General features: G+C 67.7%; 12 protein-coding genes. 9 read left to right on the top strand and 3 right to left on the bottom strand.

Going from position 1 to position 12,861, the window contains the following annotated elements:
- The first annotated feature begins 27 nt into the window (after positions 1-27).
- From HZF05_RS00235 to HZF05_RS00210, 6 genes are all read left to right on the top strand, one after another.
- Positions 28-2,577, top strand: coding sequence for a helicase-related protein (locus tag HZF05_RS00235; protein ID WP_160364631.1), 2,550 nt, complete (start codon positions 28-30; stop codon positions 2,575-2,577).
- Positions 2,570-2,833: an RNA-binding S4 domain-containing protein gene (locus HZF05_RS00230; RefSeq protein ID WP_160364630.1), complete on the top strand. Its 264-nt coding sequence runs from the start codon at positions 2,570-2,572 to the stop codon at positions 2,831-2,833. The genes HZF05_RS00235 and HZF05_RS00230 overlap by 8 nt, the downstream gene beginning before the upstream one ends.
- A 189-nt stretch (positions 2,834-3,022) precedes the next feature.
- Positions 3,023-3,361, top strand: a complete 339-nt coding sequence (gene fdxA, locus HZF05_RS00225; protein ID WP_160364629.1) for a ferredoxin FdxA — start codon at positions 3,023-3,025, stop codon at positions 3,359-3,361.
- A gap of 231 nt (positions 3,362-3,592) precedes the next feature.
- On the top strand, positions 3,593-4,111 hold the full coding sequence (locus HZF05_RS00220) for a CarD family transcriptional regulator (RefSeq protein ID WP_022690932.1): 519 nt from the start codon (positions 3,593-3,595) through the stop codon (positions 4,109-4,111).
- A 183-nt stretch (positions 4,112-4,294) separates the two neighbouring features.
- The gene (locus HZF05_RS00215; protein WP_160364628.1) at positions 4,295-4,975 is read left to right on the top strand and encodes a head GIN domain-containing protein; all 681 of its coding nucleotides are present in this window, start codon (positions 4,295-4,297) and stop codon (positions 4,973-4,975) included.
- 11 nt (positions 4,976-4,986) lie between these two features.
- Positions 4,987-5,703 (top strand): head GIN domain-containing protein, encoded by a 717-nt coding sequence (locus HZF05_RS00210; protein ID WP_160364627.1) that lies wholly within the window; start codon positions 4,987-4,989, stop codon positions 5,701-5,703.
- A 3-nt stretch (positions 5,704-5,706) separates the two neighbouring features.
- On the opposite strand, the gene HZF05_RS00205 is transcribed toward HZF05_RS00210, so the two are convergent.
- Entirely contained in the window at positions 5,707-6,114 is a 408-nt protein-coding gene (locus tag HZF05_RS00205) for a DUF1489 family protein (RefSeq protein WP_160364626.1), read from the bottom strand.
- Between the two features lie 40 nt (positions 6,115-6,154).
- Entirely contained in the window at positions 6,155-7,570 is a 1,416-nt protein-coding gene (gene mgtE, locus HZF05_RS00200) for a magnesium transporter (protein ID WP_160364625.1), read from the bottom strand.
- A 108-nt stretch (positions 7,571-7,678) separates the two neighbouring features.
- Between mgtE and HZF05_RS00195 the strand changes: the two genes are divergently transcribed.
- Positions 7,679-8,725 carry an LLM class flavin-dependent oxidoreductase gene (locus HZF05_RS00195; RefSeq protein WP_160364624.1) on the top strand — a complete coding sequence of 349 codons (1,047 nt, stop codon included), beginning with the start codon at positions 7,679-7,681 and terminating at the stop codon, positions 8,723-8,725.
- Positions 8,726-8,757: 32 nt separating this feature from the next.
- On the top strand, positions 8,758-9,252 hold the full coding sequence (locus HZF05_RS00190; protein WP_160364623.1) for a peptidylprolyl isomerase: 495 nt from the start codon (positions 8,758-8,760) through the stop codon (positions 9,250-9,252).
- Positions 9,253-9,354: 102 nt separating this feature from the next.
- Here the strand turns inward: HZF05_RS00190 and HZF05_RS00185 are convergent, their stop codons facing one another.
- Entirely contained in the window at positions 9,355-10,236 is an 882-nt protein-coding gene (locus HZF05_RS00185; protein ID WP_181638780.1) for a LysR substrate-binding domain-containing protein, read from the bottom strand.
- A gap of 322 nt (positions 10,237-10,558) precedes the next feature.
- On the opposite strand from HZF05_RS00185, the gene HZF05_RS00180 reads away from it, so the two are divergent.
- Complete coding sequence (locus HZF05_RS00180; protein WP_160364622.1) at positions 10,559-12,859, top strand: CDC48 family AAA ATPase; 2,301 nt, start codon at positions 10,559-10,561, stop codon at positions 12,857-12,859.
- The last annotated feature ends 2 nt before the right edge of the window (positions 12,860-12,861 follow it).

The following is a 12,861-nucleotide window of genomic DNA, read 5'->3' as shown; positions in this document are numbered from 1 at the left end:
ACGCAAAACCCCACCTTGCTTTTCGGGATGGGTGGCTTGGTCAATGAGCGGCTGATCGCCGTGTTGGGCCCGACGAATACGGGCAAGACCCACTATGCGATCGAGCGGATGGTGGCCCACTCCTCCGGCTGCATGGGCTTCCCGCTCCGCCTGCTCGCCCGCGAGGTCTATGACCGGGTGGTCGCGATCAAGGGCAAGGATCAGGTCGCGCTGCTGACCGGCGAGGAGAAGATCCTGCCGCCGCAAGCCCGCTACTTCCTCTGCACCGCCGAGAGCATGCCGACCGATCGTGATTTCGCCTTCGTTGCGCTCGACGAGGCTCAGTTGGCGGCCGATCCGGAGCGCGGCCACGTCTTCACCGATCGCCTGCTGCGCGCGCGGGGTCGCGAGGAGACCCTGATCCTCGGTTCCGAGACGCTGCGGCCGATGCTGCGTGCGCTGACGCCCGATGCCGAGATCATCGGCCGGCCGCGTTTCTCGACGCTCAGCTATGCCGGCCCGAAGAAGATCTCGCGCCTGCCCAAGCGCTCGGTCGTCGTCGCCTTCTCGGCGGAGGAGGTCTATGCCGTCGCCGAAATGCTGCGCCGGCTGCGCGGCGGGGCGGCGGTGGTGATGGGCGCGCTCAGCCCCCGCACCCGCAACGCGCAGGTCGCCATGTATCAGGCGGGCGAGGTCGATTATCTCGTCGCTACCGACGCGATCGGCATGGGCCTCAATATGGATGTCGCCCACGTCGCCTTCGCGTCGCTGCGCAAGTTCGACGGCAAGCGCCCGCGGCGGCTGACCATCCCTGAGATGGCGCAGATCGCGGGCCGCGCCGGCCGCCACCAGCGCGACGGGACGTTCGGCACGCTGGGTTCGGACGGATCGAGCGCGAGCTTCGATCCCGAGGAAGTGCTGGCCATCGAAGGCCACCACTTCAAGCCGCTCGACCATATCTACTGGCGCAACGGCACGCCCGATTTCTCCAGCGTCGGCAGGCTGATCGGCGGCCTGGAGGCGCGTCCCGACCGCGACGGCCTGCGTGCCGCGCCGGAGGCGATCGACCTCTCCGTCCTCAAGCGCCTTGCCGCCGAGCCCGACATCGCCCACCGCGCCCGCGGACAGGCGATGACCGAGAGGCTGTGGGCAGCCTGCGGCCTCCCCGATTTCCGCAAGACCGGCAGCGAGGCGCACGCCCGGCTGGTGGCGCGCGTCTTCCAGCACCTTTCCGAGGGCGATCGCAAGCTTCCTGCGCAATGGTTCGCCGACGAGATCGCCCGGCTCGATACCGTGCAGGGCGACGTCGAGACGATCGCCGACCGCATCGCGTCGGCGCGCACCTGGGCCTATATCGCCCACCGCGCCGACTGGCTGGCCGAGCCCGCGCTCTGGGCCGAGCGGACGCGCCAGCTGGAGGAGAAGCTCTCCGACGCGCTGCACGAGCGGCTGACCCAGCGTTTCGTCGATCGCCGCACCTCGGTGCTGCTGCGCGATCTGGACAAGAAGGGCGCGGAGATGCTGCCAGTCACGATCGGCGCGGACGGCGAGGTGAGCGTCGCCGACGAGCCGATCGGCCACCTCACCGGCTTCCGCTTCGTCGCCGATGCCAATGCCCGCCACGCGGACATGAAGCGGCTGATGGCGGCGGCGGAGCGTCGCCTCGGCGACGAGCTCGCGCGCCGGGCCAAGGCGCTGGCGAGCGATCCGGACAAGGCCTTCACGCTGGCCACCGACATCGGCCGCCCGGTCGCGATCTTCTGGCGCGGCGACGTGGTCGCGCGGCTTGGCAAGGGTCGCTCGCTCGCCGAGCCACGCCTGACCCTTCATCGCACGCTCGATCCGCTCTCGGCCGAGAACAAGGCGAAGGTCGCCGAGCGGCTGGAGCGCTGGCTCGCTGCCTCGATCGGACGCCATCTCGCCCCGCTCGCCGCGATCGGCGCCGCCGCGCGCGACAAGGCGACCGCATCGGCGCTGCGTGGCCTGCTCGCCCCCGTCGCGGAGGCCGGCGGAATCGTCTCGCGCGACTCCGTCGCCGCCTCTCTCCCCGCGCTCGACCGGGATCAGCGCCGGATCGCGGCGAATCTCGGCCTCAAGATCGGTACGCTCGACCTGTTCGTGCCGGCCCTGCTCAAGCCCGAGCCGATGCGCTGGCGGCTCGCCTTGCTGGCCGCGCGCGCCAACGCGACCATGCCACCTCTACCGGCACCCGGTTCGGCGATGATCAACCTCCCCGATCCCGTTCTCCGCGCCGCCGCCTGCCGCGCGGGTTTCCGCGATCTCGGCGACCAGATGCTGCGCGTCGATCTCGCCGAACGGCTCGCCCGTCATGCGCATGACGCACGCGAAGGGCATCGTCCGTTCGTGCCCGATCCCTCCCTCTCCACCTCGCTGGGCCTGAAGCCGCCTGCGGTCGCGCGGCTGATGCGCACGCTCGGCTTCGCCCAGCACAAGAGAGGCGAGGGAGAGGCCGCCGTCGCCTGGCTGTGGCGCGGCCGCCGCCCCGATCGCGCCGATGCGCCGCGTGCCCGGCCGGGCAATGCGTTCGGCGCGCTCGCCCGACTTCTTCCACCCCAAGCCCAAGGTGCCCATGGCTGACACGACGCTGCGTCTCGACCAGTTTCTCTGTTTCGCTCGCTTCGCCCGAACGCGAAGCATCGCCCAGGCCCTGATCGGGGAAGGGCATATCCGCCTCGACGGGCGGGCCATCCACAAATCGTCGGCGCAGGTGAAGGTCGGCTCCGTGCTGGGCCTGCCGGTCGGCGGCCAGGTGCGGGTGGTGCGCGTCGAGGCGATCCCCGACCGGCGCGGCCCGGCGCCCGAGGCGCAGGCCTGCTACCGGGATTTGGTTTAGCGGATCCCGCCCCGCTCCCCCGCTTGGTCTCCCGATGCCTTAAAATGTCGTCGGGAAGCGGCGTGGGGGAGCGGGCCGGTGCGAAACCTCAACCAAGAATCATTCGCAAAGACATTCGTTGACGAACGCCGCCGCACGCGCCTAGCAGGTCCCGTTCGTCACCCGTTCGGAACAATCGGAAGAAGAGCCATGACCTACGTCGTCACCGATGCCTGCATCCGCTGCAAGTATATGGACTGCGTGGAAGTGTGCCCCGTGGACTGTTTCTACGAGGGCGAGAACATGCTCGTCATCAACCCTAACGAGTGCATCGACTGTGGCGTGTGCGAGCCGGAATGTCCGGCCGAGGCGATCCTGCCCGATACCGAAGGCGGGCTGGAGAAGTGGCAGGAGCTCAACTCCACCTTTTCGTCGCAATGGCCCAACATCACCCGCAAGCGCGAAGCGCCCGGCGACGCCGACGAGCATAAGGGCGAGGAGGGCAAGTACGACAAGTATTTCTCCGCCGAGCCCGGCCAGGGCGACTGAGCCCGCTCGGTCCGGCGCAAGTCCCGGACCGAATCCCTACACATTGCGCTAAAACTATGTTACAAGCCGTGCCCGTGGGGGGCGGCTTGCGATTGCTTGCGCATCGTGGGTTCCGCCCCCACTTTTCATCTGTGGTGGTCATCGGATCGCCGGCGGCGGCAGAACTTGGACAATCGAAGGACTGCGGACCGTGAGGGCCGACCGACCGTAACTTTACCGGAAAGGTACAAAATGGCTGCAAAGGCGCTGAGCTTCGATGTCGGCGACTATGTCGTCTATCCCAAGCATGGCGTGGGCCGCGTGATCGAGCTCCAAAGCCAGGAAATCGCTGGCGCCAAGCTCGAGCTGTACGTGCTGCGTTTCGAGAAGGAGCGGATGACGCTCCGGGTCCCGACCAACAAGGCTGAATCCGTCGGCATGCGCAAACTCTCCTCCTCGGTCACGCTGAAGGAGGCGCTGGAGACGCTGAAGGGCAAGCCCAAGGTGAAGCGTACCATGTGGTCGCGCCGCGCCCAGGAATATGAAGCGAAGATCAACTCGGGTGACCTCGTGTCGATCGCCGAGGTGGTGCGCGACCTGTTCCGTGCCGAGGACCAGCCCGAGCAGAGCTATTCCGAGCGCCAGATCTTCGAGGCCGCGACCAGCCGCCTCGCCCGCGAGCTGGCCGCGATGGAAGAGACCGACGAGCCCCGCGCGCAGCAGAAGATCATCGAGATCCTCCGTGAAGCGGCGGTGGCGCTCGCCAAATAAGACGATCCATCAATCTAAGTGCGGGAAGGGCGGCTTCGGCCGCCCTTTTCTTTTTCGGAATTCTGGCCGTCCGCGCCTTTGCGGGATCCTGGGGGCGTTCGAGTGGGTGCTTCATCCTCCCATCCGTGCTTGCGTTGTCAGGCGCTTGCCGTATTATAAAAGCAATACACTAGAGAGGTCCCAATGCGCATCCTCCCCACCTTGATCCTGACCGTGCTCGCCGCCGCGCCGGCTGCCGCCGCGACCCGCGATTATCCCGCGCAGGGGTTTAGCAAGATCGAGCTCAAGTCGGCCGCGACGGTGACGGTCACCGCCGGCCCGCGCTTTTCGGTTCATGCCGAGGGCGATCCGGCGCTGCTCCGCCGCCTCACCGCCGACGTCCGGGGGGATACGCTGATGCTCGGCTGGCTGCAGGGCGGATCGATAAACGGCAACAACGACATCCACGTCAACATCACCATGCCGCGCGTTTCCGGCGCTGGCATTTCGGGCGCGGGCACGATGACGATCGATCACGTCGACGGGGCGGACTTCGCCGGCGACGTCAGCGGGGCGGGGACGATCCGCATCGCCCAGTTGCGCGTGCCGCATACCGCGCTCGCCATGGGCGGCACCGGCCAGATCGTCGCTGCCGGCCACACCGGGCGGCTCGACGTGCACGTCTCGGGGGTCGGCTCGATCGATGTGGCCAACCTCGCGGCCGATGCCGGCACCTTCGACATGTCCGGCACCGGCCATATCAGCGCACGCGTCAACGGCGCGGCGGCGGTGAACCTGTCCGGCATGGGCAGCGTCGTGGTGGCGGGCAATGCGCGCTGCGTGGTACGCAAGAGCGGCCTCGGCAGCGTCCGCTGCGGCCAGTAAGGAGAATGCCCATGTCCCGCATCGCCATCCTGGCCTCTCTGGTGGCGCTGCCGATTGTCGCCGCGCCGGCCGACGCCGCGATGCAGAATTACGGCCTGTCCGGCTTCAACCGGATGCGCATTTCCGGCCCGTTCGACGTGCACGTCCGCGTCGGCGGCGCGCCCGGGGCGCACGCGACGGGGCCGAAGGAGGCGCTCGATCGCCTGTCGATCGAGAATAATGACGGCACGCTGGTGATTAAGGCGCTGCCCGGCGGCTGGGGCGGCTGGCCGACCGGACCGCATGGCAACGTCGTGGTCGAGGTGTCCGCGCCCGAGCTGGTCGGAATGTCGATCACCGGATCGGGCGACACGACGATCGATCGGGTGCGGGGCGACGCGCTCGATCTCGCGCTATCGGGATCGGGATCGCTGGATGTCGGCGCCCTCGACGTCACGACGCTACGAGCGGTGATGACCGGATCGGGCGACATGAGCCTCGCCGGCAGGGCGCGCACCACCGCCGCGACGGTCACCGGATCGGGCGACCTTAAGGCGACCAGCCTGATCACCGACGACGCCCAGGCCAAGCTGGTGGGATCGGGCGACCTGTCGCTCGGCGCGCGTCACGCGGTGAAGGTCGTGCTCGCCGGATCGGGCGACGTGACGATCGCGGGGCCGGCCGCCTGCGCCGTCACCCGCACCGGATCGGGCGACGTGCGCTGCGCGAAGGAAGGCACGACGGATTGAGTTTCAGATGAGCGCGAGCGCCGCCAGCTCGGCCGCCATCGCGCCGGGGAGGGCGGAGAGCCCCTCCGCCTCGGCGCCGCCGAGATCGGGGGGTGCGTCAGCGGCTGGCAGGTAGCGCCAGCCCTGATGCGCGCGCTTCGGATGCGCGCGGACGGGCCGCAACTCGGCGGAGAGGAGGATGCGGCAGCGCTTGCCGTCCGGATCGTCCGTGAAGCCGAGGATTTCCTGCCGCGCGACGAGCCGGTGCTTGATGATCCAATAGACCGATCCGCCGACCAGTTCGCTCTCGCGCTTCGGCCGGAAGCGGGTAACGAGATAGGTCTCGCCATCGTCCGCACGCCCCTCCATCCGCGCGCGCAGCGTGTCGAGTTCGGTGCAACCGACCGCGACCTTGGTGATGTGAAGCGTCATCAGCCCCTAGACATGGGGGTCACGGGCCGCTCCGGCAACATCACGATACGTTGAAGGCGGTGGCCAGCCCGAGCAGCGCGAAGAAGCCCATGCAGTCGGTCATCGTCGTCACGAACACCGTGGAGGTGACGGCGGGATCGACCTTGAGCTTCTCCAGCCCCAGCGGGATCAGCACGCCGGCGAGGCCCGCATTGATGCTGTTGATGATCATCGCGGCGAACAGGATCGCCGACAAACCGAGGTCATGGTAGTAAAGCTGGCAGCCGAGCGTCATCAACGCGCCCAGCCCGATGCCGTTGGCCACCGAGATCCACCATTCGCGGCCGATCATCCGCCAGGTGTTGGACGAGGTCAGCTGGTTGGTGGCGAGCGCGCGCACCGTCACCGCCATCGTCTGCGTCGCAGCGTTGCCGCCCATGCCCGAGACGATCGTCATCAGCGCGGACAAGGCCACCAGCTTCTCGATCGCGCCCGAGAAGGCGCCGATCACTGAAGCCGCGAGGATCGCGGTGCCGAGGTTGATCAGCAGCCAGATCATGCGCGATCGGATGGTGCGCGGCAGCGGCTCGTTGATGTCGCCGTCGCCGGCGCCCGACATGGCGAGGATGTCCTCGCCCGCTTCCTGCTGGATGATGTGGACGACGTCGTCGACCGTGATCATGCCGACCAGCCGGCCGGCGGCATCCACAACGGCGGCCGAGATCAGCGCGTATTTCTGGAAGCGGAGGGCGACCTCCTCCTGGTCCATGTCGACGGGGATCAACGTCTGCTCGCGCTGCATCACATCGGCGATCGCGATCGAGCGCGGCGTACGAAGTACCCAGCTCAGTTTGCAGGTGCCGACCGGATGATGGGTGTGATCGGTGACGTAGATTTCCCAGAAATCGGTCGTCAGGTCCTCGTTGCGGCGGAGATAGTCGAGGACATCGCCGACGGTCCAATGCTCGGGCACCGCGATCAGGTCGCGCTGCATCAGGCGACCAGCGGATTCCTCCGGGTAGGACAGAGCCTCCTCGATCGCGGCGCGATCGTCCGGGTCCAGCGCGCGCAGAACCTCGCGCTGATCCTCGATGTCCATGTCCTCGATGATCGCGACGGCGTCGTCGGTATCGAGTTCGGTGGCGAGTGCCGCGACCTGCCGCGCCGAGAGCGCCTGCAGCACCTCGTCGCGCACCCAGTCGTTCATCTCGGCAAGCACGTCGCCGTCGAGCAGCTCGGCCAGCGCGCTGGCGAGCGGCGCGCGGGCGTCGGCCGGGGCGAGCTCGAAAAGGTCGGCGATATCGGCGGGGTGCAGAGGCCGCACCAGCGCGCGCGCCTCTTCATTTTCGTCCTGCTCGACATGCTCGACGACGGTGTCGACGAAGTCGCGGGTGAGGCGGTTGTCCTCGTCGTGGCTGGGCTCGGCGGCCTCCACCTCGGCGATCGGTTCGGGAGCCTCGAGGTCGGTGTCGCTCATGGGCCGCCTCCTTTTTGGGACCGAAACAAAAGCCTTTTGCGCCCTTAGACGCGACGCAGCGCAATGTCAGCCCTTTCATCGGCGCGGCGCGACCCTAGATGATCGGGCATGAACGCTTCCTATCGCCTGTCGGTGCTCGACCAGTCGCCGATCGCCGCCGGCTCCACTGCCGCCGAGGCCCTGCAGAACACGCTCGATCTCGCGCGGCTGTGCGACGGTCTCGGCTACCACCGCTACTGGATGGCCGAGCATCACGCGACGCCCGCACTGGCCGGCGCCGCGCCCGAGGCGCTGATCGGCCCCGTCTCGCAAGTAACCCGGCGGATGCGGATCGGATCGGGCGGGATCATGCTGCCGCATTATTCGCCCTTCAAGGTGGCCGAGACCTTCAAGATGCTGGCGGCGCTGGCGCCGGGGCGGATCGACCTGGGGCTAGGGAGGGCGCCCGGCAGCGACCAGCGCACCGCGCTCGCCATGCGGCAGGATCGCTCGCGCGGCTTCGGCGCGGAGGATTTCCCGGCCGCGCTGAACGAGCTGCTCGCCTATCTCGACGATCGCAAGGAAGACGGTGCCGGTCTGCCGCCCGAGCATGTCTTCGCCCCACTGCGCGCAACGCTGCCGAGCGGAGGAGAGGGTGTGCCCGTCTGGCTGCTCGGGTCCTCGCCGGACAGCGCAGTGCTGGCGGGGCGGCTGGGCTTGCCTTACGCCATCGCCGACTTCATCAATCCGGATGGTATCGAACTCGCCAGGCTCTATCGCGACATGTTCGTCCCCTCCCATCATCTCGACAAGCCCGAGGTGCTGGCGACTGTCTGGGCGATAGCCGCCGATACGGACGAAGAAGCGCAGCGTCTCTCCGCGCCCGCCGCGATGATGTTCGCGCATCTGGTGCGTGGCATCCTGATCCCGGTGCCGAGCGTAGCCGAAGCCGTCGACTGGCTGGCGAGCATGCCCGGGGCGCGGGCGACGCGGCGACGGCGGACGATCACCGGCACCCCGGCGCATGTCAGAAGCGAGCTCGATCGCGTGGCGAACGCTTACCGGGCCGACGAGATGATGATCGTCAATATCATGCCCGATCACATGGCCCGCCGCCGGTCCTACGAGCTGGTCGCGGCCGAATATGGGCTGGCGGCCGCCGCCGTCGCCGCCTAGAGCGCCCCCGACAATAAGCAGGAGACTCGACCATGCTGCACCCCACCCCCGGCTCCGGGCCCCATGCCGACACGCTCACCCTCACGCTCGATACGGGCGACGGCAAGGGCGGCGACGTGGTGATCAAGCTGCGGCCCGATCTCGCGCCCGGCCATGTCGAGCGGATCAAGGAGCTCGCCGGCGAGGGTTTCTACGACGGCGTCGTATTCCACCGCGTGATCCCAGGCTTCATGGCGCAGGGCGGCGATCCGACCGGCACCGGCATGGGTGGCTCCAAGAAGCCGGACCTGAAGGCCGAGTTCAATGCCGAGCCGCACGTGCGCGGCGTCTGCTCGATGGCGCGATCGTCCAATCCGAACTCCGCGAACAGCCAGTTCTTTATCTGTTTCGACGACGCCCGCTTCCTCGATCGCCAATACACCGTCTGGGGCGTGGTGACCGAGGGCATGGAGCATGTCGACGCGCTGCCCAAAGGCGAGCCGCCGCGTGCGCCGGGCAAGATCGTCAAGGCGACGGTCGGCGCCTAACCTCGGATTTCGCCCCTTCGGGCTGAGCCTGTCGAAGCCCTGTCCTTTCTTCTTGATCGAGGAACAAGGGCGGCACTTCGACCGGCTCGGCGCGAACTGCGATTATGTGTCCGAACTGCCCACCAGCCAGTCGTGGAACAGCCGCACCGGCCGTCGCGACAGGGCCGGGCGGCGGCAGACGAACCAATACTGCGATTCGGCCTCGGCCTCCTCGGCGAACAGCTTGATGAGGCGGGGATCGCTGGCGCCTTCCAGGTGAAAATCGAGCATGAAGGCGACGCCGAGCCCTTCGGCGGCCGATTCGAGGATCAGCTGACCCGAATCGAACATGTCGATCGCGCGCGGCTCGAGCGTAGGCATGCCGATCGCCTGCCGCCACAGCGTGAAATTGTCCTGCATGTCACGGTGGAGCAGGATCGTCTCCTTCGCCAGCTCGGAAGGATCGGTGAGCGGATTCGGCCCCTTCTGACGCGCCCGGTTGCCGATCGCCACGATCCGGTTGCGCCCGAGCTTGCGCCCGTAGAGCGGCGGCTCGATCTCGCGGGCCAGCACGATCGCCGCATCCAGACCGTCGCCTAGTCGTGCCAAGGCGTGCGCGCCGGTATCGATGTCGATGTGCAGGTGCGGATAGCGGGTGCGAAGATCGGGGAGGCGATGGATGAGCTGTCGCGACGCGTAGAGCGGCAGCACGCCGAGCTTGAGCCGCATCAGTTCCGCCTCGCCGGTCACCTGCTCGATCGCCTCGCCCAACGCATCAAGAGCAGGTGCGATACGCGACAGCAGCATCTCACCGTCGCCGTTGAGCAGCATCGCCTGATGGCGGCGCGCGAACAGGGGACGGCCGATGAACCGCTCCATCGACTGTACGCGCCGGCTAAGCGCCGGGGAAGAAAGGGCTAACTCTTCAGCAGCGGCCTTGACGGAGCCCAGGCGAGCGACCTGAACGAAGGCTTCGACAGCTGTCAGCGGTGGCAATCGTCGCATCGGCAGCCTCGCTCGGACCCGTTCTTGGCCGCATTTGTTGTGCGTCGCAAATAGGCTAATCCGTCCAATCTTGCAACGATTCTGCCGAAAACTCCCGCGACTCAATGCGCACGGTTGCAAACTATGCAATTACCGAACAAGTATTTCGCACTTGCACAAATTTGTGTGCAGGTGCACAACGAACCTGCCTTTCAGGCATCCTCTCCTAAAACTTCAGGCCGTCCTTCGGGGCGGCCTTTTTTTTATCCGCCGCCTGCCACTCGCAGAAGCGACGTGCGTTGCCTATGTTTCCGGGGCCTCCAACCATAACGGAGCGGGAACGATGGCCGACGCCGAGACACTCGATCAGACCAAGGCCGCGCGCCTGCAGGTCGCCAATGCGCGACCCGACGACAGCGGGCATGGCCTCGCACGCCTGCCGCGCGGCGCGATGCAGACGCTGGGCGTGGTGGAGGGCGACGTCGTCGAGATCGTCGGCAAGCGCTCCACCCCGGCGCGCGCCGTCCAGCCTTATCCCGAGGACGAAGGTCTCGACATCCTGCGCCTCGACGGTCTCCAGCGCGCCAATGCCGGCGTCGGCTCGGGTGACTTCGTCGAGGTCCGCAAGGCCGAATCGAAGCCCGCGCAGCGTGTCGTGTTCGCGCCGGCGCAGCAGAATCTCCGCCTGCAGGGATCGGGCGCCGCGCTCAAGCGCAGCTTCCAGATGAAGCCGATCACGGCGGGCGACGTCGTCGCCACCACCGGCCAGCAGCGCGTAACGCAGGAGGATCTGCCGCCGCAGCTGCGCCAGATGCTCAATCGCCCCGCTTACTCGCTGCAGGAAATCCGGCTGGTCGTCGTCTCCACAACGCCCAAGGGCATCGTCCATATCGACCAGAATACCGAAGTCGAGTTGCGCGCGGAATATGAGGAGCCCAAGGAGGCCCGCCGCGCCGACGTGACCTACGACGATCTGGGCGGCCTCGGCGACACGATCGACCAGATTCGCGAGATGGTCGAGTTGCCGCTGCGCTATCCCGAACTGTTCGAGCGTCTCGGCGTCGAGCCGCCCAAGGGCGTGCTGCTCCACGGCCCGCCCGGCACCGGCAAGACGCGCCTCGCCCGCGCCGTCGCCAACGAGAGCGACGCCGAATTCTTCCACATCGCCGGCCCCGAGATCATGGGATCGGCCTATGGCGAGAGTGAGCAGCGGCTGCGCCAAGTGTTCGAGGAGGCGACCAAGGCCGCGCCCTCGATCGTCTTCATCGACGAGATCGATTCGATCGCGCCCAAGCGCGGCCAGGTGCAGGGCGAGGCCGAAAAACGGCTCGTCGCGCAGCTGCTGACGCTGATGGACGGGCTGGAGAAACGGGTGAACCTCGTCGTCATCGCCGCCACCAACCGGCCCGAGGCGATCGATGAGGCGCTGCGCCGTCCCGGCCGCTTCGATCGCGAGATCGTGATCGGCGTGCCGGACGAGCGCGGCCGCCGCGAGATCCTGGGCATCCACACGCGCGGCATGCCGCTCGGCGACAAGGTGGACCTCAAGGAGCTGGCGCGCACCACCTACGGCTTCGTGGGTGCCGATCTCGCCGCGCTGTGCCGCGAGGCAGCGATCGAGGCGGTGCGACGGATCATGCCCAAGCTCAACCTCGAAGAGCGCACTATCCCGCCCGAGGTGCTGGAGGAGCTCAGCGTCACCCGCGAGGACTTCCTGGAGGCTCTGAAGCGCGTCCAGCCCTCCGCCATGCGCGAGGTGATGGTGCAGGCGCCGAACGTCGGCTGGGACGATGTCGGCGGCCTCGACACCGCGCGCGAGAAGCTGCGGGAGGGCGTGGAGCTGCCGCTCAAGCATCCCGACGCCTTCCGTAGGATGGGCATCCGCGCGGCCAAGGGTTTCCTGCTCTACGGCCCGCCCGGCACCGGCAAGACCTTGCTCGCCAAGGCGGTAGCGCGCGAGGCGGAGGCGAACTTCATCGCCACCAAATCGAGCGACCTGCTCTCCAAATGGTATGGCGAGAGCGAGCAGCAGATCGCGCGGCTGTTCGCCCGTGCGCGGCAGGTGGCGCCGACCGTGATCTTCATCGACGAGCTCGACAGCCTTGTCCCCGCGCGTGGCGGAGGCCTGGGCGAGCCGGCGGTGACGGAGCGGGTGGTCAACACCATCCTCGCCGAGATGGACGGACTGGAGGAATTGCAATCGGTCGTGGTGATCGGCGCGACCAATCGGCCCAATCTCGTCGATCCGGCGCTGCTGCGGCCGGGCCGGTTCGACGAGCTGGTCTATGTGTCGGTGCCCGACGAGAAGGGCCGGCGGCATATCCTCGGCATCCATACGGCCAAGATGCCGCTGGCCGGCGACGTCGATCTCGACGCGCTGGCGACGCGGACCGATCGCTTCACCGGCGCCGACCTGGAGGACCTCACCCGACGCGCCGGCCTGATCGCCTTGCGCACCTCGCTGGAGGCCAAGGACGTCACCATGGCCGATTTCGAGAGGGCGCTGGATGAGACCAGGGCCTCCGTCACGCCCGAGATGGAGCGTGAATACGAGCAGATGGCGGCGCGGCTGAAGCAGGACGCCATGGCGCTGGAGCCGATCGGCTTCGTCTCGCCCGGCATGTTCAAGCCGCGCGAGGATTGATC

The sequence above is a fragment of the Sphingomonas chungangi genome (assembly GCF_013778325.1).
In the GTDB taxonomy this organism is placed as follows: domain Bacteria; phylum Pseudomonadota; class Alphaproteobacteria; order Sphingomonadales; family Sphingomonadaceae; genus Solisphingomonas; species Solisphingomonas chungangi.
The sequence above is the reverse complement of the archived record's forward strand: the minus strand, read 5'-3'. Positions and strand labels throughout refer to the sequence as shown.